Source organism: Nonomuraea sp. NPDC050790 (genome assembly GCF_044456745.1).
Taxonomy (GTDB): domain Bacteria; phylum Actinomycetota; class Actinomycetes; order Streptosporangiales; family Streptosporangiaceae; genus Nonomuraea.
The window spans coordinates 230,011-254,138 of record NZ_JBITGF010000001.1 but is presented as its reverse complement, the minus strand read 5'-3'; the positions used below and the strand labels follow the sequence as shown (position 1 = coordinate 254,138).

Below are 24,128 nucleotides of genomic sequence, written 5' to 3'. Positions count from 1 at the left end.
GGCGGTCAGGAGGATGGCCCGGGCGGGTTGGGGCGCGGGTCGGGTGGTCGGGGGTACGGCAGGCCGTACATCGTGACCGAGTATGTGGAAGGGCCTTCGCTGCATGAGGCGGGGCGGCACAGCGGTGCGGACCTGCAGCGGCTCGCGGTCGCGACGGCCACCGCGCTGGCGGCGATCCACGAGGCCGGGGTGGTGCATCGGGACTTCAAGCCCGCCAACGTGCTGCTCGGGCCGGGCGGGCCGCGGGTCATCGACTTCGGCATCGCCCGTGCCACCGACGCGGCGGCCACCGCGACCAGCGGGATCGTGGGCACTCCTGCCTACATGGCGCCCGAACAACTGGCGGGGCATGAGGTGGGTCCGGCCGCCGACGTGTTCGCTTGGGCGTCGGTGATCGTGTTCGCCGCGACGGGGACACCGCCGTTCGGCAGTGACACCCTGCCCGCGATCATCAACCGCATCCTGCACAACGAACCCCAGCTCGGCGAGCTGCCCCGGCAGTTGCGCGGCGTGGTGTACGACTGTCTCGCCAAAGACCCCGCCCTGCGCCCGCCGATGCGGGAGGTCCTGCTCCGCCTCCTCGGCGGCGACCAACGCCCCACCCAGGACACACATGGACACGCGGGCTCACCCCTCGGAGGACCGGCCTGGCCCACGAACTCGGCGTCCGGGCGGGCGGGGTCGGGGCTTGTGCCTGGAGGTGCGGGGGTGGGGCGCGCGGGGGCGACGTGGGAGCGTGCCCACGGGCCGGTGACCGATCCGGGTGTGGGGCGCGATCAGGACACCGATCGGGTACGGCGCCGCAAGCCGGTCAGAACCGCGCTCGTGGTGCCGCTGGCCGTGGCCGGGGCCGTGGTGGTCTCCGGTGGGCTGGTGTCCGGGGTGACCTGGCTTGGTGGTGGGTCGGGGTTGTGGGCGGCGGCCGTACCGTCGACCTCGGCACCGGCCGCGACCGGCGGCAAGACACCGCGCCCGAAGACCACCCGCAAGCCGACCCCCAGGAAGACCCCGAAGCAGACTCCCAAGCGGACCCCGGCGCCGACCCAGTCCACAGCACCGACGTCGACCAAGGCGTCCGAGCCGACGCCGTCGGCCGAGCGGACCACCCGGAATCCCACCCCCACGCGCACCACCAGGAAGCCGGTCGCCGCCAACGTACGCGTGCTCAGCATCGACCTGCACGCCGGGCCCGGCCAGGATCGTTCGGCGAGCTGCTACATGCCGCCGGTCGGGTTCTCGGGGTCGCTGGAGTCGAGCAGGTCGGAGGTGTGGATCAGCTACGCGTGGGTGGTCGACGGCAAGGTCAAGCACAGCAACCGCACCTGGGTCCCGAAGGGCGAGTTCACCGCCCCGGCCCTGGCGCACCAGTACATGCTCGCGACCGGCGGGCACAACGTCACCCTCAAGGTCACCGCGCCGGGCAGCGCGGCCAAGTCGATGCCGTTCAGCGTCTGCTCGATGGAGGACTATTGACACCGCCGAGCGTGGGACCGTACCGGATCGTCAGGAAGCTCGGCGAGGGCGGCCAGGGCGTCGTGTACCTGGGCGTGGCCCCCGACGGCACTCCGGTGGCGGTCAAGGTGCTGCGCGAGGGCGGATTCCAGCGGGAGATCGCGGCGGCGCGCCGGGTGGAGCCGTTCTGCATCGCGCAGGTGCTGGACGCCTCGGCGGGCGGCACGCCGTACATCGTGACCGAGTTCGTGGACGGGCCCTCGCTGGCGGAGGCCGGACGCCACCGCGGCGCCGACCTCGATCGCCTCGCCGTCGCCACCGCGACCGCGCTCGCCGCGATCCACCGGGCGGGCGTGGTACACCGCGACTTCAAGCCCGGCAACGTCCTGCTCGGCCGGGACGGCCCGCGCGTCATCGACTTCGGCATCGCCCGCGCGGGCACCTCCCTGACCGTCACCAGCACCGTCGTCGGCACCCCCGCCTACATGGCCCCCGAGCAGCTCGCCGGGCACCAGGTGGGTCCGGCGGCCGACGTGTTCGCGTGGGCGTCGGTGATCGTGTTCGCGGGGACGGGGACGCCGCCGTTCGGCAGCGACACCCTGCCCGCGATCATCAACCGCATCCTGCACAACGAACCCCAGCTCGGCGACCTGTCCGAGCACCTGCGCGCGGTGGTCTACCCCTGCCTCGCCAAGGACCCCGCCGCCCGCCCGTCGATGGAGGAGGTCCTGCTCCGCCTGCTCGGCGGCCCTTCAAGCCGAGGTACGGCAGGCCGTCCCACACCCACGGCGGGAGATCCCACGCAAAGGGCGGGCGGCCACGCACAAACCCCACCAGACCGGGATTCCGTCCAGAGCGCCGGGCAAGGCCAGGACACCGGGCGAGACCGGGGAAGGCCGCGGCGGATCCGGGTGCCGGTGCTGGCCGTGGCGGCGGTGGCCACCGCGCTGGTGCTGACCGCGGGTACCGCCGTCGTGTGGCAGGCGACCCTGGCCGGTCAGCCAACCGCACTGACCCTGCTGCCTGGCTCGGCGGACGCCTCGAAGAACGCCCGCGACAAGAAGACCGCCGACAGGCCGGGCGACGGCAGCGACGACCAGGCCGGCGGCAGACCGGGCGACGACCAGGCTGATGAGCAGGCCGATGATCCGGAGACCGGGCGGCAGGGGAAGGACCGAGGCGGCCAGACCGGGAAACCGACCCGCGCGGGCACGAAGACCGGCAGGCCGACGACCACGCGCACCTCGGCCCGCCCCACCCCCACCCGGCCAACTCCAACCAGAGCCACCCCCACCAGAGAAGCCACCCCGACCAGGGCCACCCCTACCAAGACCCCCACCAAACGCCCCACCAAGGCACCCCGCTTCACCGTGGCCTACGTAAGATCCCAAGGCGCCTCCAAGATCAAGGACGAGGGCACCTGCTACGTAGGCTCCATGAACTTCGGCGCCGGGATCGACTCCACCGTCCCCGGAGCCCGCTACTCCTTCCAGTGGATCGTCGACGGCGAGGTCATCGAGACCGGCTCCGGCAAGCTCCCCAACGGCAGCCGCAGCGACTACGTCTTCTCCAAGCGCCAGATCTCCCTGTCCGACGGTCCCCACACCGCCGCCTACAGGTTCGTGGGCGGCGGTTCGGGGTCCGTGTCGTTCAAGATGTGCGCGACGTCGTAGATGCAGTCCTTACGTCCCGACGATCCGCAGGCCATCGGCGCCTACCGGCTGACCGGTCGCCTGGGTGAGGGCGGCCAGGGTGTCGTGTACCTGGGGCAGGCGCCCGACGGAACCAAGGTCGCGGTCAAGGTGCTGCGCGAGGGCGGGGACGGCCTGGCCAGGGAGGTGGCGGCGCTGCGCCGGGTTGAACCGTTCTGCGTGGCGCAGGTGCTGGACGCCTCGACGGGCGGCCGGCCGTACATCGTGACCGAGTACGTGGAGGGGCCGTCGCTGGCGGAGGCCGGGCGGCACGGCGGGGCTGGGCTGCAGCGGCTGGCCGTCGCCACCGCGACCGCGCTCGCCGCGATCCACCGGGCGGGCGTGGTGCACCGCGACTTCAAGCCCGGCAACGTCCTGCTCGGCCGGGACGGCCCGCGCGTCATCGACTTCGGCATCGCCCGTTCCGGCGCCTCCCTGACGTTGACCAGCAGCATCGTCGGCACCCCCGCCTACATGGCCCCCGAGCAGCTCGCCGGGCACCAGGTCGGCCCCGCGACGGACGTGTTCGCGTGGGCGGGTGTGATGGTGTTCGCCGCCACGGGCCGCCCGCCGTTCGGCAACGACTCCCTGCCCGCGGTGATCACGAGGATCCAGCACGCCGCCCCGGACCTGGGCGGCCTCACCGGCCCCCTGCTCCCGATCGTCACCCGCTGCCTGGCCAAGGACCCGGCCGCGCGCCCGACGATGCAGGAGGTCCTGTTCCAGCTCATCGGCGCGGTCGCGCCTCCAGAAGCGCGGGTACGGCACGGCGCCCCGGAGCGAAAGCCGCCCTCGTCCAGGCGGGCGCTGCTGGTGGCGGGGGCGGCGGCGGGTTCGGTGGTGGTGACGGCGGGGCTGGTCACGGCGCTGGTCACCGGCATCTCGTGGCCCGTCGCCGAGACGCCGCTCAGCCTGCCGTCCACGGAGACGCCGGGAGGCACGCCGACGAAGGCCAAGCCGACCAGGTTCACGGCCGGGAAGACCGGCCGCCCTTCACGCTCACCCACGCCGAGGCCGACGGCGACGCCGAGCCGTACCGGGGAGAGCGAGGACGCCAAGCCGACACCCGCGAACAAGCCCACCACGAACCAGCCCACCACCACCAGGCCCACCACCAAGCCCACCACGAGCGCGCCCAGCGGGCGGGTGGGCTCGGTGAGCCTGAGGTCGGAGGGGCTGCGGACCGGCGACTGCTACCGGCAGTCGAACATCGCGGCCACCGTGGGCGCGTCCAGGAAGACGCCCTTCACCTACCGGTGGATCCTCGACGGCCGCGACATGGGCAAGGCCGCGGCGACGGCGCCGACGAAGCTGGTGCTCGGGTACGCGCACATCCAGTCCGACGGGCCGCACACGGTGCAGTTCCGGGTGCTGTCCCCCAATGCCATGACACGGACCTTCAGCTTCAGCACCTGCGACGGCGCCCCCTGGCCCGAGGAGTAGTGGTCGGGCGATCAGCGCCGCGAGTGGCCATGCCCCATCTGCGGATATGTCCGTAAATTTCGGTGCATGGTCATCGTGGAGACACTGCAGCCCTCGGATCGCTACGCCTGGGAGGAGCTGTTCCGCGGCTACATCGCCTTCTACCGGCGCACCGAGCCGCAGAGCATGTACGACAGGGCCTGGGAGGAGTTCCAGGCGGGCATCCGGGTGCACGCGCTCGGCGCCAGGCTCGGCGGGCGGCTGGTCGGCATCGCTCACTTCCTCGTCCACGGCAGCACCTCGGCCCCCGGCACCGGCATCTGCTACCTGCAGGACCTCTTCACCGCGCAGGACGTACGCGGCAAGGGCGCGGGCCGGGCCCTGATCGACGCGGTCGCCGCATGGGCGACGGCCAACGGCTGCGGCCGCCTGTACTGGCACACCCAGGAGGGCAACACCACGGCCCGCCGCCTGTACGACCAGGTGGCCGTGAACCCGGGCTTCGTCAAGTACCAGATCGACCTCCCCGGATGATCTCCGGGGAGGTGCGGGCGCTATCGGGAGCCTCTGCCCCATCCGACGCCGTACGCCGCCGGAGCCTCGGACTGATCGTGCAACGGCATGGACACCACACGTCCTTCCAGTCAGAGCTGTCGACTGGATTCAACTGCGGCTCGCATGCGCCTCACTTGCGCCTCGCTTGTCCGCCCGGACGGAGCCGCCCGGACAGACTCGCTTGTCCGCCCGGACAGAAGCGCCCCGACCCGCCCGCCTGAACGCGGGTCAGTGGCCCAGCCGCGCGGTCAGCTCCTTCAGCAGCCCGAGGGCGGCGTCGGCGATGACCGTGCCCGGCGGGAAGATCGCGCTGGCCCCCGCCGCCCTCAGCTCGGCGAAGTCGCCGGGCGGGATCACGCCGCCCACCACGATCATGGTGTCCTCTGCGTCCAGGTCGGCCAGGGCCTGGCGCAGCGCGGGCACCAGCGTGAGGTGCCCGGCGGCCAGCGACGAGACCCCGACGATGTGCACGTCGGCCTCGACGGCCTGGCGGGCCACCTCCTCGGGCGTCTGGAACAGCGGGCCGACGTCCACGTCGAAGCCCAGGTCGGCGAAGGCGGTCGCGATCACCTTCTGGCCCCGGTCGTGGCCGTCCTGGCCCATCTTGGCGACCAGGATGCGCGGGCGGCGGCCCTCGGCGCGCTCGAAGTCGGCGCACGCCTCGCGCACGCGCTCGATGTTGGCGGCGGGTCCGGCCTCGTCTCGGTACACGCCGGAGATGGTACGCACCTGCTCGGCGTGCCTGCCGTACACCTTCTCCAGCGCGTCGGAGATCTCGCCGACGGTGGCCTTGGCGCGGGCGGCGTCGACGCAGAGTTCGAGGAGGTTCTGGCCGAGGCCGGGGGGGCGGGTGCCCTTGCCGGCCGCTTCGGCGGCGTGGGTGAGGGCGTCGAGGGCCTGCCGTACCTGATCCTCGGAGCGCTCGGCGCGCAGGCGGCGCAGCTTGTCGAGCTGCTGGGCGCGCACGGCGCTGTTGTCGACCTTGAGGACGTCGACGGGCTCGTCGGCGTCTGGCCGGTACTTGTTGACCCCGATCACCGGCTGGCGGCCCGAGTCGATGCGGGCCTGGGCGCGGGCGGCGGCCTCCTCGATGCGCAGCTTGGGCAACCCGGCGTCGATGGCCTTGGCCATGCCCCCGGCGTCCTCGACCTCGCTGATGTGGGTCCAGGCGCGTTCGGCAAGGTCGTGGGTGAGGCGTTCGACGTAGTAGGAGCCGCCCCAGGGGTCGATCACGCGGGTGGTGCCGGACTCCTGCTGGAGCAGGAGCTGGGTGTTGCGGGCGATGCGCGCGGAGAAGTCGCCGGGCAGCGCGAGCGCCTCGTCGAGGGCGTTGGTGTGCAGCGACTGCGTGTGGCCCTGGGTGGCCGCCATGGCCTCCACGCAGGTGCGCACGACGTTGTTGTAGACGTCCTGGGCGGTCAGCGACCAGCCGGACGTCTGCGAGTGGGTGCGCAACGACAGCGATTTCGGGTTCTTCGCCCCGAATCCGGAGACGAGGCGCGACCACAGCAGCCGCGCCGCCCGCAGCTTGGCGACCTCCATGAAGAAGTTCATGCCGATGCACCAGAAGAACGACAGCCTCGGCGCGAACACGTCGATGTCCAGCCCCGCGCCCACCCCCGCGCGCAGGTACTCCACGCCGTCGGCCAGCGTGTAGGCCAGCTCCAGGTCGCAGGTGGCCCCGGCTTCCTGGATGTGATAGCCGGAAATGCTAATGGAATTAAACTTCGGCATCTTCTCACTCGTATAAGCGAAAATATCCGAAATAATCCGCATGGAGGGTGTCGGGGGATAAATGTAGGTATTGCGGACCATGAACTCTTTGAGGATGTCGTTCTGGATGGTCCCGGCCAACTGCTCGGGCGCCACGCCCTGCTCCTCGGCCGCCACGATGTACAGCGCCAGGACCGGCAGCACCGCGCCGTTCATCGTCATCGACACCGACATGCGGTCCAGCGGGATGCCGTCGAACAACTGCCGCATGTCGTAGATCGAGTCGATCGCCACCCCGGCCATCCCGACGTCGCCGGCCACCCTCGGATGGTCGGAGTCGTACCCCCGGTGCGTGGCCAGGTCGAAGGCCACCGACAGGCCCTTCTGCCCGGCCGCCAGGTTGCGCCGGTAGAAGGCGTTGGAGTCCTCGGCCGTGGAGAAGCCCGCGTACTGGCGGATCGTCCAGGGCTGGTTGACGTACATGGTGGGATAGGGCCCCCGCAGGTACGGCGGCGCCCCCGGATAGGTCCGCAGGAAGTCCAGCCCGTCGAGGTCGGCAGCCGTGTAGAGCGGCTTGACCTCGATGCCCTCGGGCGTCTCCCACGCCTGTCCGGCCACCTCGGCCGGGCCGTCCTGCGTGCCGCCCGCGAGCGGGACGGAGGTGAAGTCGGGGATGCTCATCGTGCCACCTCCAGGTCGTCGAAGGTCGTCCGCAGCACCGCCAGTGCGTCGCACCCGGCGAAGACGCGGCCGTCCACGTGCTCGTACTCCCCCTTCCCCGCCAGCCAGACCCGTCTCGCGCCGGCCCGTTTCAGCGCCGCGGCGACGTCCTCGGCGTGCTCGGGATAGAGCTTGTCGCTGGAGCACAGGCACGCCACGCGGGCGCCGCTGACGGCGAAGGCGGTGGCGATCTGCTCGGCGTCCACGCCGGGCCCCGCGCTCTCGGTGGCCAGCCCGCCCGCCTGGAACAGGTTGGCGGCGAACGCGGCCCGCGCGGTGTGCGCGGCGACCGGGCCGATCGTGGCCAGGAACACCTTGGGCCGCTCCGGCTGCGCGTCGGCCAGGTCGCGCAGGGCCTCGAAGGGCTCGGAGTAGCGTCCGGTCCGCTGGGGCGAGGCGTCGGCCAGGGGTTTCTCCTCCAGGTTCGGGAACTCGCTCACGCCGGTGATCGGCAGGCGGCGGTGGGCGACGTCGGCCTCGCGCCTGTGCCGTACCTCGGCGATCCGCCCGGCGACCAGGTCCTCGGCGCCGCCCGGCAGCCCGCCGGCCGCCTCGATCTCCTGGAACCAGGTCCAGGCCGCCTCGGCGAGCTCCGCCGTACGCCGCTCCACGTACCAGGAGCCGCCCGCGGGGTCGGCCACGCGGCCCACGCCCGACTCCTCCATCAGCAGCGCGTGGGTGTTGCGGGCGATGCGCCGGCCGAACGCGTCAGGCCGCCTGACCGCGGCGTCGAACGGCCGCACGGTCACCGCGTCCGCCCCGCCCACCCCGGCGGCGAAGCAGGCCACGGTGGTGCGCAGCATGTTCACCCACGGGTCGCGCGCGGTCATCATGGCCGCGCTGGTCACGGCGTGCTGTAGTTGCCGCGCGGGCCCGCCGCACACCTCGGCCACCCGGGCCCACGTCACCCGCGCCGCCCGCAGCTTCGCGATCGTGGCGAACTGGTCGGCGGCGGCCGCGTACCGGAACTCCAGTTGCCCGAACGCCTCCGCCACGCGCAGCCCCGCACCCGTGAGCGCCCTGAGGTGGGCGACGCCGAGCGCCAGCGAGCAGCCGAGCTCCTGCGCGTCGCTCCCCCCGAGGTCGTGGTACGGCGTGGCGTCCACGACCACCGCCCGCAGCCCCGGGTACCCCTGCGCGCACCGTCTGGCCAGCGCGGCCACGACGTCCGGCCGGGCCGTGACGAGCGAGGCCCCCAGATTCCCCAGCACGGACCCCTGACGTTCGGCCGCCAGCCCCAGCAGGACCTCCGCGGCCTCCTCGGTCAGCACCCCGGCGTCGAGCACGACGGGCGCGAGATCCAGGTAGACGTCCTTGAGCATCCTCGGCAGCTCGGCCGGCGCGATGGCGTCCGGGCCGACGGCCAGCCACAACGAGGTGACGCCGTTCTCCAGATCGGCGAGGACCGCCTCGGGATCGGCGGCGTCGTGGCGCTGGCGCACGTCCCAGCCACGCGCGCCGAGCGGCGGCCGGGGCGTGCCGGGCAGGTCACCGGCGTCGTACAGCGGCTGCAGCGTGAGCCCGTCGTAGGTACGGCTGGTCAGCGCCTCGAAGCCGAGGCCGGACTTGCCCAGCACGGCGCTCGCCATCGCGTGCCAGTCGTCACGGGTGGTGGGGGGATAGCCGGCTGCCAGTTCCATGTCTCGGATAGTAAGCGGAGCCGGTCCAGAACAATGCTCCGGGGTCGCCTACGGAAGCGGCGCCTCCCACGCCAGCCGCCACGTGAGCTGCCCCACGATCCCGTCGTCGGCGATGCCCTGGTTGCGCTGGAACCTGCGGCACACGTCGCGCGAGGCGGGCCCGTAGGCGCCGTCGGCGTCGATCTCCCAGCCCCGCTTCTTCATCTGCGCCTGCCAGGTACGCACGTCCTGCCCGGTCATCACCGGCGGGTACTTCAGCAGCCGCCCGGGAAAGGGCGGCGCCGTCGGCGGCTCGGGGTCCGTCGGCCCGCCGGGACGCGGCGCGCCCTTGCGCACCCAGGCGTAGAGCGCGTCGCCAGGGCAGTCGGTGGCGAAGCCGTCGCGGTGCCCCTTGATCTCCCGCCCCGCCGCGCCCTTGGCCCGCAGGTGCTCGACGGCGTCGATGATGCCGTGGAGCATGGCGTCGGGCGGCTGCACGAGCCCGGCGTTGCCGACGAGTCCTAGCACCGCGTAGTGGCCGGCGTTAAGCCCGGCCCCGTTGGCCGCGGGCAGATGATGCGGCCCGCGGCCCTCGAAAACCTTCCGATGCGGACAAACGGCATATGTGTATCCGATGTCGATCCAGCCGTTTCCGTCCATGTGGTGGTTCTGGATGGACTGGACGAGGGCGACGCATTTGGCGTGGTCACGCGTGAGACCGGGGTCGACCCGGCCTCCGGTGTAGTGGACCTTCACGCCGCGGGTGGAGTCGAGCTGGGTGTAGTCGCCACGCGGCGGCCGAGCATTCCATGCGCGTCGAAGAATGAGGTCGATGGCCACGGTCTGCTCCCGGGGGATCACGTTGAGGTGACAACTGAGCGTAACGCGGGAGACGCGGGCCGGTCCGGGAGTTGCTCTTATTCGTCTGGGGTCGATCAGGGCCGGATCACGCGCCTCTCCGTCACGATCGCCGTGACGAGGTCGTGCGGTGTCACGTCGAACGCCGGGTTCACGGCCTCCGTGCCCTCGGGCGCCAGCCGTACACCTCGGATGGCCGTGACCTCCTCGGCGCCGCGGTCCTCGATGGCGATCTGCTCGCCCGACGGGGTGCCCTCGTCGATGGTGGACTCGGGGGCCACGACGATGAAGGGGACTCCGGCCCGCTCGGCGCCGAGCGCGAGCGCGTACGAGCCGATCTTGTTGGCGACGTCGCCGTTGGCGGCGATGCGGTCGGCGCCGATGAGGACCGCGTCGATGCCGCCCCTGGCCAGCAGGTACGGCCCGGCCGAGTCGGTCACCAGCCGGTGCGGCGCGCCCATCCGGGCCAGCTCCCAGGTGGTGAGGCGGGCGCCCTGCAGCAGGGGCCGTGTCTCCAGTGCCAGGACCTCGCCGAGCCTGCCCTGCTCGTGCAGCGTCTGGACGACGCCCAGCGCGGTGCCCCGCTCGACCGCGGCCAGGCCGCCGGTGTTGCAGACGGTCATGACGCGCAGCCGTTCGCCGTCGAGCAGGCCGGCGCCGCGCTCGCCCATGGCGCGGCAGGCGGCGATGTCGTCGTCCCTGATGCGCAGCGCCGCCTCCAGCGCCTTCTCCGGCGGGAGCGCGGCGATCTGGTCGACGGCCCAGGCCAGGTTGACGGCGGTGGGGCGGGCGGCGCGCAGCCTGGCGATCAGCTCGGCGTCGCCGCCGGCCAGGACCACGCCGAGGGCGCCGGCCACGCCGAGCGCGGGCGCGCCGCGCACCGACAGCCTCCTGATGGCCTCGACCAGGGTGTCGACGTCGGTGATGCGCAGCATGACGAGCTCGTCGGGGAGCTTCGTCTGGTCGACGAGCTCGATGGCGCCGTCCACCCAGTCAATGGTCCTCACAGGGCCATTGTGGTGCCTCAGCGTTCGGCCAGCACGATGACCGAGTCGTGCGGGCCGAAGGAGACCCGCTTGGAGCGGTCCGGGTTGAGGACGATGCCGTAGTGCGGGGGCTTGTTGCGCGCGTACGCCGTCCGGTAGCCGATCGCGGTCTCGCCGCGGCGGCGGGCCGCCTCGACCACGGTGGAGAAGCCGACCTCGACCCCGGTCCTGACGTAGGCGGAGGCGGGGCGCGGGTAGATCTCCGAGCCGCGCGAGTCGAAGAGGTAGCCGAAGACGTCGGACAGGTGCTGGTTCTCGGCGAGCTGGGCCAGCAGCAGGCCGATGACGGTGTCGCTGATGACGATGTCGTCGGCCTCGGTGACCTCGGCCAGCGAGCGGTTGCTCTCGTCGTGCATCTCGCTGACGATCGAGTAGTGCTCGCCCAGCTTGGTCTGCATGTCGCGCAGTTGGAGCAGCGTCATGAGCGTGCGGGTGTCGGCGTGGTTGGGGTTGAAGCGGTCGTCGGACAGCACGATGACGTGCTGGAACAGTCCGAGGCCGAGCGCTTCGAGGGCGAAGCGGTCGGTGGTGTCGCAGTCCTTGACGTTCACGGTGAGGTTGCGCAGGCCGTCGAGGCTGGCGCCGGCCTTCGGGTGGTCGGCGGCGACCTCCAGCACCGAGCCGGGGGCGACGTAGCCGTCGAGGTAGCGCACGATCTGCTCGGCGCGGCCGTTCCAGTTGAGCAGGAGGGTGCGCTCGGGGGCGTGCTTGGCACGTTCCGCGACCGAGACGGCGGCCTCGTCGATCTTCGGCGCGCCGGTCGCGGGCCAGATGGAGGAGTCGTCGTGGGCGACGACGATGACCTCGTCCTTGGGGCCGATCTCGGTGTCCATGGGCGGGTTCAGTACGACGCCGGCGCTCGTGCGCAGGCCGATGACGGTGGCGGAGTGGTAGCCGTGCAGGGCCTCGCCGTACGTCTTGCCCTCCAGCAGGCCGCAGGGGCGCAGGTAGATCTCGCCGCCGTCGAAGTTGAGCAGGTCCATGCAGACGACCGACATGCCCGACTGGCGCGAGGACTGCACGATGAGCCGGGAGGCGGTGTCGTCGGAGTCGACCAGGTGGACCAGCGGGCCGCCGGCCAGGCGGGCGGCGGCCATGTTGCGGCCGGAGGTGAGCGCGGCCACGACCGGCGGGTGGATGCCGGCGCGCTTGGCGAGCGCGAGGAGGATCTTGATGACGTGCGCGTCGGGGTCCTCGCCCTCCGGGGAGAGCACGACGACCGAGCGGGCGGCGGCCAGGTTCATGAGGCTGAGGTCGCGGGGCTCGGTGGGGCGGCCGGTGCGGCAGACGATGCGGGTCCTGCCGAGGTCGCCGGCGCGTTCGCGGATCTCCTCCTCCATGGCGAGCTTGTCGCGCTCGGCGAGGACCGCGATGACCGAGCCGCGCTGGCTGGCGTGCGCCTTGGCCAGTTCGCCCACGATCGTGAACACCTGGTCCGACCAGCCCAGGATCACGGTGTGCCCGGACTCGGCGATGCGCGAGCGGCCCCTGCGCAGCCGGTCGACGCGCTGCTTGAGGCCGTTGGACAGCAGGCCGACGAGCATGCTGACGATGAAGATGCCGCCGAGCGAGCCGGCGAACATCACCGTCATGTACCAGATGCTGCCCTTGTCGCTGGCGACCTTGCTGGGGGTCAGGGCGTGCATGAGCGCGATCCACAGCACGTGTCCCGGTCCGCCGACGCCTTCGGGCTCCTCGGGGGCCAGCCAGAGCGTGAGCCCGGTGACCACCAGGATGAGCCCGACCGAGACCACCGCGAGCCAGCCGATCAGCGACGGGGTGCCTTTGGACATGGTGTTGTCGAACCAGTACCGAGCACGCTCGCGGAACGTCACCCTGGACACCCCGAACCTCCACATAGGGGGAAATTTGACCAACGACACAAGGTACCGGGGGATCTGCCGAAACGCATGCCGACCGGTAACGTATCGGCCATGGCGCACCCCCTGACCCCCGACGATCCGGAGACTTTGGGGGATTACGTCCTCGACGCCCGACTCGGCGAGGGCGGCCAGGGGATCGTCTACCTCGCCCGCACCCGCACCGGCGAGCAGGTCGCCGTGAAGCTCCTCAGCACCGGCGACCCCGTCACCCGCGCCCGCCTGGCCCGCGAACTCCAGGCGATGGAGGGCATCGCCTCCTTCTGCACCGCCCGGGTGCTCGACGTGTCGGTGTCGGGCTCGCGGCCGTACGTGGTGAGCGAGTTCGTGGACGGGCCCTCGCTCGCCGACCGCGTGCGCTCGCTCGGCCCGCTGCGCGACGGCGACCTGGAACGCCTCATCGTCGGTACGGCCACCGCCCTGACCGCCATCCACGCGGCGGGAATCGTGCACCGGGACTTCAAGCCCGCCAACGTGCTGCTGGGGCCGGATGGGCCGCGCGTGGTCGACTTCGGCATCGCCCGCGCGGAGAACGCCGCCACGATGACCTCCGGGCTGATCGGCACGCCCGCCTACCTGTCGCCCGAGCAGATCAACGGCACCCCTGCGACGCCGGGGTCCGACGTGTTCGCGTGGGGCGCCACGATGGTGTTCGCGGCGACCGGGTCCAGCCCCTTCGGCGCCGAGACGGTGCCGGCGGCGATGCAGCGCGTGCTGTTCGCCGAGCCCGACCTGTCCCTTCTTCCCGAACGGCTGCGCGGCCTGATCGCCGCCGCCCTGTCCAAGGACCCGGCGGTGCGGCCACGGGCCAGGGACCTGATGGTCGCCCTGGTGGACCCCAACGCCGCCTTCCCCACCCCAACGCCACACCAGGCAGGCGGCGCCGGGCAGCCGGTGTCGGGTCACAGAGGCTTCGGGCCGGGGGGTGTTGGGGCGGATATTTCCGGAATGTCGTACACGGGCCCGACCTCCGGGCCGTACGCGACGGGACCGCAGTCACCGGCGCTCACCACCCACAGCTCGCCCCGCAACCGCAGGCGCGGCCTGCTCCTGGGCGGGATCGCCGCCGTCGTGGCCCTGGTCGCGGGCGGCGCCGCCGTTCTGCTGAACCAGGGACCCGACGGCGTCCTGGGGCGCACCGCGCCGCCGTCCCAGACCTCGGCCGCGAGCGTCCCGCCGTCGGCCACGCCTACGCCTGAGCCGTCCACGGAGCCGTCCGACGACCCGTCCGAGAAGCCCGCGAGCGACCCGCCCACCCCGGCCAAGTCCGGAAATGTCAAGATTCCCGGCTCTTTCGCGGGCTCCTGGACCGGTCACACCACGTCGACCAACTTCCTGGACACCGACGGCGCCACCAACTCGGTCACGCTCAAGGCGGGCGCCGTCTCGGCCGCCTGGACCGAGAAGGACGCGCAGTCCGACTGCTCGGCGACGATCCAGCTCACCAAGGTCGAGGGCAAGACGCTGGTCTTCGCGCTGGGCGCCTCCGCGGGCGGCTGCATCCCCGGCACGATCTGGCTGACCCTCGACGGCGACGTCCTGTCCTACAAGTGGCGCGACGTGCCGGGCAACGACATCGTCACCCAGACGGGCGACCTGCGCCGAGGCTGATCAGACCAGGCGCCCCTCGCGGGCGACGACCCGGCCCGCCTTGACCACCAGCGACCTGACGGGACGCACGCAGACCGCCTCGGCCGGGGTGCGCGCCTCCACCGCCACGAAGTCGCCCGGGTCGCCCACCGCGAACCCCGCGCGTCTGCCGGTGACGCGGGCGCCGCCCAGGGTGGCGGCCTCCAGAGCGATCTCGATCTCCTCGTCGCGGACGAACCGGCTGCGCTGGGCCAGGAACAGGGCCCGCTCCAGCATGTCCCCGTTGCCGTAGGGGCTCCACAGGTCGCGTACCCCGTCATTGCCCGCGCCGACCGGGACGCCGGCCGCGCGCAGGGCGGCGAGGGGCAGCGGCGGGGCGCTGGCGGGGGCGACGGTGGCGAGCGAGACGCCCGCCTCGGCCAGCCGGGCGATCACGCGGGCCTGGACGTCGGCGGGGACCTCGCCCAGCGCGTAGCCGTGGGAGATGGTGACCCTGCCATGCATGCCGAGCGCGAGGGCGCGCTCGATGATCAGGTCGTACTGCCACACGCCCAGCGGACCGCCGTCGTGCAGGTGGATGTCGACTCCGGCGCCGTACTTGCCGGCCAGGCCGAAGACCACGTCGAGGTGCTCCACGGGGGCGTTCTCGAGCCCGGCGGGGTCGATGCCGCCGACGAGGCCGACGCCCGCGGCGAGCGCCTGGTCCATGAGGTCGGCGGTACCGGGCGCGGTGAGCAGGCCGGCCTGCGGGAACGCGACCAGGTCCACGGTGATGCGGCCCTCCAGGCGTTCCACGGCCTCCTTCACCGCCTCGACCGCGGCCAGACCCATGGCGGTGTCGACGTCCACGTGCGAGCGGGCGTGGGTGGTGCCGGAGACGACCATCTGGCGCAGCAGCGCGGTGATGTAGTCGGCGCTGGGCAGGCCGAGCGCGGGCCGGGCCGCGACGCCGTTGCGGATCTTGCCCTGGAGACCTGGCCCGGCGTCGTGCGGTACCCAGGGGCCGCCCCACATGGTCTTGTCGACGTGCGCGTGCGCGTCCACGAAGCCGGGCAGCAGCAGCTTGCCGCCGAGTCCCTCCACGGGCACGCCGTCCGCGGCCAGGTCCGTGCCGACGGCGGCGACGGCGCCGTCGCGGATGAGCAGGTCGGTGAGCGCGTCGGAACCCCAGATCCGGGCATCGCGCAACAGCAGGTCGGTCATCCCACGAAGATAGTGGTATACCGCTATTTCCCGCAAAATCCTTCGACACCGGTTGGCGCTGACCTGGATCATTGTGCTCATGTCATCCGGCCTGCCCATGAACCTCTGGCTCGACGACGCCGATTCGGCCATCGACGTCATCGACGCGCTCGCCCTGTCCCCGTTCGCCACCGGCACCCAGCCGTGGTCGCGGCAGGCCGACCTGGAGCGCGTACGCCCCGACGCCGCGCTGCAGCCCGCCACCGGCAAGGTCGTGCGCACCGCGAAGGTCGAGGAGGGCACCGAGTCACGTCTGGTCACCGGTGAAGGCTGGACGCTGCGCGTCGTACGCCATCGCAACCGCACCGCCACCGTCGCCGTGACCGCCGTCAGCGAGGACCTGGCCCGCTCGGTGCTGCGGGAGTGCACCGAGGGCGCGGAGGAGCCGGAGCCCACCGACGACCACACCCGCATGGGCTTCTGGTGGCGCGGGCCGCACGGCGGGCACCGCTCGGAGAAGCCCATCACCACGCAGTCCTGGACGGACATCTCGGCCAACTACTCCGGCGCCGCCCGTACCTCCATCGACGCGCTCATGAGCGTCACCCCCGCCGAGGTGACGGGCCGCCTGATCCTGCTGCACGGCCCGCCCGGAACCGGCAAGACCACGCTCCTGCGCACGCTCGCCGGCCAGTGGCGCGAATGGTGCCAGGTCGACTGCGTCCTCGACCCCGAGCACCTGTTCGCCGAGCCCGGATACCTCATGGAGGTGGCCGTCGGCTACGACCAGGAGGACGACGAGGGCGGTTCCCGCTGGCGCCTGCTGGTGCTGGAGGACTGCGACGAGCTGATCCGCTCGGGGGCGAAGGAAATGACGGGGCAGGGCCTGTCGCGCCTGCTCAACCTGACCGACGGCCTGCTGGGGCAGGGGCGTGACGTGCTGGTCGCGATCACCACGAACGAGGACCTGGCCCGCCTGCACCCCGCCGTGGTACGGCCCGGCCGCTGCCTTGCCCAGATCGAGGTGGGCGCGCTGTCACACGCGGAGGCCACGTCGTGGCTGGGCGTCCAGGACGGCATCGGCCCGGAGGGCGCCACGCTGGCCGAACTGTACGCCAAGCGCAACGGCACCGCCCTGGCCCCGGCGACCGCCGCCGAACCCACCGGCCTCTACCTCTGACCCTCACGGCCGTCCCCTCCCCGTCTTCGTGGCCGCCCCTCGCGGTCTCCCGTCCCTGTCTCCCCTCGCGGCCGCCTTTCGCGGTCGCCCTCACCATCTCCGCCGCGGGGCCCGCGGCGCGGGCGCCCCTCGCCGTCTCCCCTCTCGGGCGCCCTCGCCGTCACCCGAGCGGGCGTCCTCGCCGTCACCCGCGCGGGCCTCCTGCGCCGCCTCCCCTGCGGGGGCGGGAGCCGGGGTGAGGGCGATCATGAGGACTTTGTCCACTCGATGACCGCCCTTGGTCTTTCCTGCCTTCCGTCACGGATAGATGCCAGATGTCGCGCCCCGTCGGCACGAGGGGACGGCGCCAACATCCGGTAGCGGCGGAACGGCTGGATCCATGTCATCGGCGACCACTCAGGCACCCCGGGTGATCCTGCGGGGCATCGCCCAGGTCGTCTTCCAGCCGAATCCCTGGGTCGGGCTGGTGTTCCTGGCCGCGCTGTTCGCGGGCGGCTGGCAGTTCGGAGTGTTCGGCCTGCTGGGCGCGGTCACCGCCACGCTCACCGCCTATCTGCTCGGCGCCGCGCGGAGCGAACGGGTCGTGCCCGGCCTGGAGGGGTTCAGCGGCACGCTGATCGGGGTCGGCCTGGTCCTCTACCTGGACACGCGGTGGATGACCGCGCTGCTGGTGATCTTCGGCGCGGTCGTGGGAAGCGTGCTCACCTCGGCGCTCGACGTGCTGCTGAAGCCGTACCGGCTGTCCGGTCTGACCGCGCCCTTCTGCGTGGTCACGACGGTCGTGGTGGTCGGCGGGACCGCGTTCGGCCGCGTCTGGGCCGAACACGCCGGTACGGCGCCGCCATCCACCGCCGCACCCGGCCTCGGCATGAGCTGGACCCACCTCTGGCAGGGGACGTTCAACGGGATCGGCCAGATCTTCCTCCAGAACCAGTGGTACGCCGGCCTCATCTTCCTCGCCGGCCTGGTGCTCGCCGGATGGCGGGTGGGCCTGGTGGCGCTCGCGTCCAGCGTGGTCGGCCTGCTCACCGGCTGGCTGCTGGGCGCCCAGGCCGCCGATCTGGGCGCCGGGCTCTACGGCTACAACTCCGTGCTGACCGGGGTCGCGTTGTTCGGCACGTTCGTGGTGGCCACGCCCGCGAGCGCCGTCTACGCGCTGACCGGCGCCGTGACCGCGGCCGGCTTCACCGCCGGGATCGGCGAGCTGTTCGCCGTGGTCGGCGGCCACACCCTGACCTGGCCGTTCGTGCTGGTGACGTGGACGTTCCTGGCGGCGGTGCCCATGTTCTCCAGGATCGCGCGCACGTGACGTGCGCAGAAAGGAACGCTCATGAACCTCACCCCCAGGGAGATGGAGAAGCTGCTGCTGTTCACGGCGGCCCAGCTCGCGCGGCAGCGCAAGGATCGCGGGCTGAAGCTGAACTATCCGGAGACGGTCGCGCTGATCAGCTCCGCGGTGGTCGAGGCGGCCCGGGACGGCCGGTCGGTGGCGGAGTGCATGGAACTCGGCAAGAAGGTCGTCGGGCCTGACGACGTGCTGCCCGGGGTGCGCGGGATGCTCTCGCTGCTGCAGGTCGAGGCGGTGTTCGACGACGGCACCAAGCTGGTGTCCTGCCACGACCCGGTAGGCGCCAAATGACGGTCCCACACCACGAGCCCCCGCCTCCAGCCGACACCGAGAGCCAACCCAGCGGGCCGGGCGACGATCTTTTGCCCGCAGCCGCCCCTCAAAGCCACGGCCGGCCAAGCCCCTACATCCCTCCCGCGGCGGGGGCGGAGGGCCAGAACGACTGGTCGAGCCACGACGTCCCGCCCGCAGCCGGGTCCGGAAGCCGCGGAAGGCCGCACCACGAGATCCCACCCGCGGGCGGGCACGAGGGCCTCGGCAGGCCGAGTCACGAGATCTTGCTTGTGGTGGGCGCGGAGAGTGAGGGTGGTCGGTGTCTGGGGGCCTTGCTGGGGGCGGAGGCGCCGGATTTTCGGGCTGCGGGGCGCGAACTGCAGGGCGCGATCTCGCGGCGTCCGACCGTGGTCGTGCCGATGACCCTGGGACGCGATCCCGGACTTCCGGTCGCCGCCGCGCAGACCCTGAGGTGGGCGGGGCGTGGCCGGGCGGCGGGTGAGCTGCTCCTGGCGGCGCCGCTGGCGAACACCGGCCACCTGGTGGGCTGGATCAGGGCCGCGATCACCAGTGCGCGGCTGGCCGCTCCGGCGGCGTCCGCCGTCCTGCTGGTGGCGCCCGCGATGGGGCCCGAGGCCGACGCCGAGTTGTTCAGGATCGCCCGGCTCGTCCGGCAGTACACCCCGGTCCGCTGGGTCGAGGTCGCGCTCAGCGGTGGCGATCCCGGTGTGGACGAGGGTGTCGAGCGTTGCCGCCTGCTGGGCGCCGAGGAGGTCCTGCTGGTGCCCGCCTCGTTCGTGCCCGTGCCCGCCCGGCCGGGCACGCGTACGGCAGGGCCTCTCCTGGGCCGGGCCTCGCTCACCACGCTCATCCACCGGCGCGCCACGGAGGCCGAGCACCGCTGGAGCGCGCACCGCGACGACGGACTGTCCATGCCGGCGCCGCACCGCCACACCCACGACCGGCGCCAGAAGGAGACCCACACGCATGTCGGATGACTCATACCTCTACGGCGAGGGCGACATCGAGCTGAACGCCGGCCAGCCACGGGTGACGCTCACCGTCCGCAACACCGGCGACCGCGCCGTCCAGATCGGCTCGCACTTCCATTTCTTCGAGGTGAACCGGGCCCTGAGCTTCGACCGCGGGCAGGCGTTCGGCTTCCGCCTGGACATCCCGGCCGGCACCGCGGTCCGCTTCGAGGCCGGGGACACCAAGCGGGTCACCCTCGTCGAGTACGGCGGGGGCCGGCGCATCGTGGGGTTCGGCGGCCTGCTCAACGGCGGCATCCGCAGCCGCGACGCCCACCGCGAGGCACTGGAACGCATGCACCGCCGCGGCTACCTCGACGAGCCGGAACCCGCCCCCTCAACCAGAAAACCCGCCAAGCAGGCAGCCAAGCAACCAGCCGAGAAGCCTGCCAAGCAACCCGACAAGCCGTCAGCCAAGCAACCAGCTGGTCAGGCGGCCAAACAGGCGGATGGGCAGGTAGCCAAGCAGGCTCCTAAGCAGCGGGCCAAGCAGCCTGAGAAGCAGGCCGGTAAGCGGTCTTCTGGTAGCGGGAAGAAGGGCTGAGGCGCATGACCAGCATGAGCCGCCGACAGTACGCCTCCATGTACGGCCCAACAGTCGGGGACAGGATCCGGCTGGGCGACACCAACCTCGTCGTCGAGGTGGAGAAGGATCACACCGAAGGCCACTATGGCGACGAGACCCAGTACGGCGGCGGCAAGACCGCGCGGGACGGCATGGCCGCCGACCCCGCCACCGGTGACGCCGTCGCCCTGGACCTGGTCATCACCAACGCGGTGATCATCGACCCCATGCTGGGCGTCGTCAAGGGCGACATCGGCGTCAAGGACGGGAAGATCGTCGGGGTGGGCAAGTCCGGCAACCCGCACACCCAGAACGGCGTGGACCGCCGCCTGGTGATCAGCGCCAACACCGAGGTGATCTCGGGTGAGAACCTCATCGCCACGGCGGGCGGGATCGACACCCACGTCCACCTCATCGCGCCCCAGCAGGTGGAGAACGCGCTGAGCAACGGCATCACCACCCTGGTCGCGGGCGGCACGGGCCCCGCGGACGGCAGCCGCGGCTGCACCACCACGCCCGGCGGATGGAACATCGGCCGCATGCTGCAGGCGTTCGAGGACCTCCCGATCAACATCGGCGTGCTCGGCAAGGGCAACAGCAGCCTGCCGGGAGCGCTGGAGGAGCAGATCCGGGCGGGCGCCTGCGGGCTGAAGGTGCACGAGGACTGGGGCGCCACCCCCGCGGTGATCGACTGCGCGCTGTCGGTGGCCGACCAGCTCGACATCCAGATCACCGTGCACACCGACACGCTGAACGAGGCCGGGTACGTCGAGGACACGATCAGCGCCATCAACGGGCGGGCGATCCACACCTACCACTCCGAGGGCGCGGGCGGCGGCCACGCCCCCGACATCCTCCGGGTGACCGGCGAGCCGAACGTCTGCCCCGCCTCGACGAACCCGACGCTGCCGTACACGGTCAACTCGATCGACGAGCTGCTCGACATGACGATGGTCTGCCACCACCTCAGCTACGACGTGCCCGAGGACGTGGCGTTCGCCGAGAGCCGGGTGCGCGCCGAGACCATCTCCGCGGAGACCGTCCTGCACGATCTGGGCATCATCAGCATCATCGGCTCCGACTCCCAGGCCATGGGCCGCATCGGCGAGTCGTTCACGCGGGCCTTCCAGATCGCCCACCACTGCAAGGACCGGCGCGGCCCGCTGCCCGAGGACTCCGCGCGCAGCGACAACTTCCGGGTCCTGCGCTACGTCGCCAAGCTCACGATCAACCCGGCGCGGGCGTCGGGCATGGCCGACGTCATCGGCTCGCTGGAGGACGGCAAGCTCGCCGACATCGTCCTGTGGCCGGTGTCCACGTTCGCGGCCAAGCCGGCGATGGTCATCAAGGGCGGCCTGATCAGCTGGGCCCAGATGGGCGACGCCAACGCCTCGCTGCCGACGCCGCAGCCCGTCTACTACCGCCCCATGTACGCCGCGTACGGCGCCGCCCTGCCGGCCACGTGCGTCACGTTCATGTCGGGCGTGTCCATCGACGCGGGCGTGCCCGACCGTCTCGGCCTGCGCCGCATGATCCGTCCGGTACGGCAGTGCCGTACCGTCGACAAGCGGCACATGGTCCGCAACGCGACACTGGGCGACATCCAGGTCGACCCGGAGACCTATAAGGTGACCTTCGACGGCGAGCCCGTGCACATCGAGCCGGCCAAGCGGCTGCCGCTGAACCGGCTGTTCTTCCTGTGAGCGAGGACCTCGGCGCGCTGCTGGCCCAGCTCCAGCTCACCGACTCCGGCTTCCCGAGCGGCATGTACACGCTGTCGCACGGGCTGGAGGGCTACGCGCAGCTCGGGCCGATGGACGCGGACGGGCTGCGCGCGCTGCTGGCCGACCTGCTGCGCAACATGGCGGGACCCGGCGACGCGAGCGCGCTCGTGCTGGCCCACCGCGCGGTCCGCGCGGGCGACTGGGAACGGCTGGCCGAGGTCGACCAGAGGCTGCACGCGACCAAGCTCGTCCAGGAGCAGCGCACGGCGTCGGTGCGCACCGGCCGCCAGGTCCTGGACACGGCGGCGTTCGCCTTCCCGATCCCCGCGGCCGCGCGCCTGGCGGAGCTGGTGGAGGCCAAGGTCACGCCGGGCAACCACGCGGTGGTCGTGGGCACGCTGTACGCGGGTCTCGGGGTCGGCGAGGAGCGGGCGGTGGCCGGTGACCTGTACGCGTTCGCCGCCAGTTACGCGACGGCGGCGGTCCGCCTGGGCCGGACCGACTTCCGGCGGGCGCAGGCGCTGCTGCGGGCCGTACGCCCGGATCTGGAGGCCGCGGCGCGCACGGCGCTCGGTGTCGAGGACCCTCGGGACCTGCACAGCTCGGTCCCCGTCGCCGACACCGTCGCCGCCGGGCACCAGCGGGCGGCGGCGCGGCTGTTCATCACCTGACCGACCACGGAGGAAGGCGGAGAGCATGCGGTTGGAGAAGGTCTTCAAGGTGGGGATCGGCGGTCCCGTCGGTTCCGGCAAGACGGCGCTGATCGAGGCGCTCGTGCCGATCCTGCGCGAGCGGGGGCGCAGCATCGGGGTGATCACCAACGACATCTACACGCAGGAGGACGCCGAGCACGTACGGCGTACGCTGGCCGGGGTCCTCGACCCCGGGCGGATCGTGGGCGTCGAGACGGGCGCCTGCCCGCACACCGCGGTCCGCGACGACCCGACCATGAACCTGGCGGCCGGAGCCGACCTGCTCGACCGCTTTCCCGACATCGACCTGCTGCTGTTCGAGAGCGGCGGCGACAACCTGACGCTCACCTTCAGCCCGGTGCTGGCCGACATGTTCGTGTTCGTGCTGGACACCGCCGAGGGCGAGAAGATGCCGCGCAAGCGCGGACCCGGCACCACGGACTCCGACCTGCTGGTCATCAACAAGATCGACATCGCCCGGTACGTGCGGACCGACCTCGGGGTCATGGAGCGGGACGCGCGCATGGTGCGCGGGGACGGGCCGGTCATCCTGACCGACTGCCTGACCGGCACCGGGGTCGGCCAGGTCGCCGACCTCGTGGAGAGCCGGGCGAGGGCCGCGTGTACCGCTCCGGCCTGACCGTGTTCGGGGGTGGCGGGGCCGTGCCGGATCGGCTGGCGCCCGCGCGTTACGAGCCGGAGTGGGTCCCGCGGGAGGTGCGGCGCCACTCCGGCCCGCTCGACACGCTGCCCGTCGGCAGTCCGGGCAAGGTCGGCGTGCTGGATCTGGAGTTCCAGCGTGTCGGCGGGCGTACCGAGCTGACGGGTCACTTCCAGAAGGCGCCGCTGCACATCACCCGGCCGCACTATCACGATCCGGCGATGCCGGGCCTGCCGTACGTGATGCTCATGATGTCCGGCGGCGGGGTGCTCCAGGGGGACCGCTACCGCACGGACGTCTCGTGCGGGGCGGGCGCGTCGGTGCATCTCACCACGCAGGGCGCGACCCGGCTGTACCGGATGGAACAGGACTACGCCACCCACCTGGTCGAGCTGGACGTCGGCCCTGGCGGCTACCTGGAGTACCTGCCCGATCCCACCATCGCCTTCGCCGGGAGCCGCTACTACCAGCGGGTGGGGGTCACCGCGGCGCCCGGCGCCACGGTGGTGCTGGGCGAGACGATGCTGGCGGGGCGGCTGGCGAGGGGCGAGCGGCACGAGTACGCCGCGTACTGCACCGACGTCGAGGTGCGCGAGCCCGGCGGCGGACTGCTGTTCGCCGACCCGCTACGGCTCGTCCCCGCCGACGGCCTGGTGGACGGTCCGGCGGGCATGGCCGGGTTCGGCGTCATGTCCACGCTGTACGTCGTCACCGGCGAGCGTCCCGCGCGGGAGCTCGCGGACACGATGCACGAGGCGCTGGCCGGCTCCGGCCTGCGCGCCGGGGCGGGCGTGCTGCCCGGGGACCGGGGCGCCTGGGCGCGCCTGCTCGGCGCGCGCTCCCCCGAGGTCCTGTCCGCCTTCCACGAGGTCTGGGACGCCGTGCGCCGGGAGCTGCTGGGCGTGCCCGCGCCGCGCCCGCGGTGA

The 24,128-nt window shown here is 72.2% G+C and carries 19 protein-coding genes and 1 pseudogene; 14 read left to right on the top strand and 6 right to left on the bottom strand.

From position 1 onward, the window contains the following. Positions 1 to 72 precede the first annotated feature (72 nt). From ACIBEJ_RS01255 to ACIBEJ_RS01240, 4 genes are all read left to right on the top strand, one after another. The gene (locus tag ACIBEJ_RS01255) at positions 73 to 1,473 is read left to right on the top strand and encodes a serine/threonine protein kinase (RefSeq protein WP_397180552.1); all 1,401 of its coding nucleotides are present in this window, start codon (positions 73 to 75) and stop codon (positions 1,471 to 1,473) included. Further along, positions 1,470 to 3,125, top strand: coding sequence for a serine/threonine protein kinase (locus ACIBEJ_RS01250; RefSeq protein ID WP_397180551.1), 1,656 nt, complete (start codon positions 1,470 to 1,472; stop codon positions 3,123 to 3,125). The genes ACIBEJ_RS01255 and ACIBEJ_RS01250 overlap by 4 nt, the downstream gene beginning before the upstream one ends. After that, the gene (locus tag ACIBEJ_RS01245) at positions 3,126 to 4,586 is read left to right on the top strand and encodes a serine/threonine-protein kinase (protein ID WP_397180550.1); all 1,461 of its coding nucleotides are present in this window, start codon (positions 3,126 to 3,128) and stop codon (positions 4,584 to 4,586) included. A 66-nt stretch (positions 4,587 to 4,652) separates the two neighbouring features. Next, entirely contained in the window at positions 4,653 to 5,099 is a 447-nt protein-coding gene (locus ACIBEJ_RS01240) for a GNAT family N-acetyltransferase (RefSeq protein WP_397180549.1), read from the top strand. Positions 5,100 to 5,348: 249 nt separating this feature from the next. On the opposite strand, the gene scpA is transcribed toward ACIBEJ_RS01240, so the two are convergent. The 5 genes from scpA to ACIBEJ_RS01215 form a co-directional block, all read right to left on the bottom strand. Continuing rightward, a complete protein-coding gene (gene scpA, locus ACIBEJ_RS01235) occupies positions 5,349 to 7,514 on the bottom strand; it encodes a methylmalonyl-CoA mutase (RefSeq protein WP_397180548.1) in 2,166 nt (721 codons plus the stop codon). Further along, positions 7,511 to 9,193, bottom strand: a complete 1,683-nt coding sequence (locus ACIBEJ_RS01230) for a methylmalonyl-CoA mutase family protein (protein ID WP_397180547.1) — start codon at positions 9,191 to 9,193, stop codon at positions 7,511 to 7,513. Before ACIBEJ_RS01230 ends, scpA begins: the two co-directional genes overlap by 4 nt. 48 nt (positions 9,194 to 9,241) lie before the next feature. Further along, positions 9,242 to 10,012, bottom strand: a complete 771-nt coding sequence (locus tag ACIBEJ_RS01225) for an N-acetylmuramoyl-L-alanine amidase (protein ID WP_397180546.1) — start codon at positions 10,010 to 10,012, stop codon at positions 9,242 to 9,244. A gap of 95 nt (positions 10,013 to 10,107) precedes the next feature. Beyond that, positions 10,108 to 11,037: an S-methyl-5-thioribose-1-phosphate isomerase gene (mtnA, locus tag ACIBEJ_RS01220; RefSeq protein WP_397180545.1), complete on the bottom strand. Its 930-nt coding sequence runs from the start codon at positions 11,035 to 11,037 to the stop codon at positions 10,108 to 10,110. Between the two features lie 17 nt (positions 11,038 to 11,054). Continuing rightward, positions 11,055 to 12,920: a potassium transporter TrkA gene (locus ACIBEJ_RS01215; RefSeq protein ID WP_397180544.1), complete on the bottom strand. Its 1,866-nt coding sequence runs from the start codon at positions 12,918 to 12,920 to the stop codon at positions 11,055 to 11,057. Positions 12,921 to 13,010: 90 nt separating this feature from the next. Between ACIBEJ_RS01215 and ACIBEJ_RS01210 the strand changes: the two genes are divergently transcribed. After that, positions 13,011 to 14,567, top strand: coding sequence for a protein kinase (locus ACIBEJ_RS01210; protein WP_397180543.1), 1,557 nt, complete (start codon positions 13,011 to 13,013; stop codon positions 14,565 to 14,567). Here the strand turns inward: ACIBEJ_RS01210 and ACIBEJ_RS01205 are convergent, their stop codons facing one another. Further along, complete coding sequence (locus ACIBEJ_RS01205; RefSeq protein ID WP_397180542.1) at positions 14,568 to 15,749, bottom strand: amidohydrolase; 1,182 nt, start codon at positions 15,747 to 15,749, stop codon at positions 14,568 to 14,570. Between the two features lie 79 nt (positions 15,750 to 15,828). On the opposite strand from ACIBEJ_RS01205, the gene ACIBEJ_RS01200 reads away from it, so the two are divergent. From ACIBEJ_RS01200 to ACIBEJ_RS01160, 9 genes and pseudogenes are all read left to right on the top strand, one after another. Continuing rightward, positions 15,829 to 16,908 (top strand): DUF5925 domain-containing protein, encoded by a 1,080-nt coding sequence (locus ACIBEJ_RS01200; protein ID WP_397180541.1) that lies wholly within the window; start codon positions 15,829 to 15,831, stop codon positions 16,906 to 16,908. Positions 16,909 to 17,317: 409 nt separating this feature from the next. Further along, positions 17,318 to 18,217: an urea transporter gene (locus tag ACIBEJ_RS01195; protein WP_397180540.1), complete on the top strand. Its 900-nt coding sequence runs from the start codon at positions 17,318 to 17,320 to the stop codon at positions 18,215 to 18,217. A 21-nt stretch (positions 18,218 to 18,238) separates the two neighbouring features. After that, positions 18,239 to 18,547, top strand: a complete 309-nt coding sequence (locus ACIBEJ_RS01190) for an urease subunit gamma (RefSeq protein ID WP_397180539.1) — start codon at positions 18,239 to 18,241, stop codon at positions 18,545 to 18,547. A 401-nt stretch (positions 18,548 to 18,948) separates the two neighbouring features. Further along, on the top strand, positions 18,949 to 19,527 hold the full coding sequence (locus tag ACIBEJ_RS01185) for a hypothetical protein (protein WP_397180538.1): 579 nt from the start codon (positions 18,949 to 18,951) through the stop codon (positions 19,525 to 19,527). After that, positions 19,517 to 19,819, top strand: a pseudogene (gene ureB, locus ACIBEJ_RS01180) (urease subunit beta); the annotation flags it as partial. The gene ACIBEJ_RS01185 and the pseudogene ureB, both read left to right, overlap by 11 nt. A gap of 290 nt (positions 19,820 to 20,109) precedes the next feature. Continuing rightward, complete coding sequence (ureC, locus tag ACIBEJ_RS01175) at positions 20,110 to 21,828, top strand: urease subunit alpha (RefSeq protein WP_397180537.1); 1,719 nt, start codon at positions 20,110 to 20,112, stop codon at positions 21,826 to 21,828. Beyond that, on the top strand, positions 21,825 to 22,520 hold the full coding sequence (locus ACIBEJ_RS01170) for an urease accessory protein UreF (RefSeq protein WP_397180536.1): 696 nt from the start codon (positions 21,825 to 21,827) through the stop codon (positions 22,518 to 22,520). The genes ureC and ACIBEJ_RS01170 overlap by 4 nt, the downstream gene beginning before the upstream one ends. 25 nt (positions 22,521 to 22,545) lie before the next feature. Further along, entirely contained in the window at positions 22,546 to 23,181 is a 636-nt protein-coding gene (gene ureG, locus ACIBEJ_RS01165) for an urease accessory protein UreG (RefSeq protein WP_397180535.1), read from the top strand. Between the two features lie 23 nt (positions 23,182 to 23,204). Further along, positions 23,205 to 24,128 carry an urease accessory protein UreD gene (locus tag ACIBEJ_RS01160; RefSeq protein ID WP_397180534.1) on the top strand — a complete coding sequence of 308 codons (924 nt, stop codon included), beginning with the start codon at positions 23,205 to 23,207 and terminating at the stop codon, positions 24,126 to 24,128.

Coding starts and splice junctions, on each gene's coding strand:
- ACIBEJ_RS01210 (WP_397180543.1), top strand. CDS start 13,011: ATGGCGCACCCCCTGACCCCCGACGATCCGGAGACTTTGGGGGATTAC.
- ACIBEJ_RS01205 (WP_397180542.1), bottom strand. CDS start 15,749: ATGACCGACCTGCTGTTGCGCGATGCCCGGATCTGGGGTTCCGACGCG.
- ACIBEJ_RS01245 (WP_397180550.1), top strand. CDS start 3,126: ATGCAGTCCTTACGTCCCGACGATCCGCAGGCCATCGGCGCCTACCGG.
- ACIBEJ_RS01185 (WP_397180538.1), top strand. CDS start 18,949: ATGACCCTGGGACGCGATCCCGGACTTCCGGTCGCCGCCGCGCAGACC.
- ACIBEJ_RS01200 (WP_397180541.1), top strand. CDS start 15,829: ATGTCATCCGGCCTGCCCATGAACCTCTGGCTCGACGACGCCGATTCG.
- ACIBEJ_RS01190 (WP_397180539.1), top strand. CDS start 18,239: ATGAACCTCACCCCCAGGGAGATGGAGAAGCTGCTGCTGTTCACGGCG.
- ureC (WP_397180537.1), top strand. CDS start 20,110: ATGACCAGCATGAGCCGCCGACAGTACGCCTCCATGTACGGCCCAACA.
- ACIBEJ_RS01240 (WP_397180549.1), top strand. CDS start 4,653: ATGGTCATCGTGGAGACACTGCAGCCCTCGGATCGCTACGCCTGGGAG.
- ACIBEJ_RS01230 (WP_397180547.1), bottom strand. CDS start 9,193: ATGGAACTGGCAGCCGGCTATCCCCCCACCACCCGTGACGACTGGCAC.
- ureG (WP_397180535.1), top strand. CDS start 22,546: ATGCGGTTGGAGAAGGTCTTCAAGGTGGGGATCGGCGGTCCCGTCGGT.
- scpA (WP_397180548.1), bottom strand. CDS start 7,514: ATGAGCATCCCCGACTTCACCTCCGTCCCGCTCGCGGGCGGCACGCAG.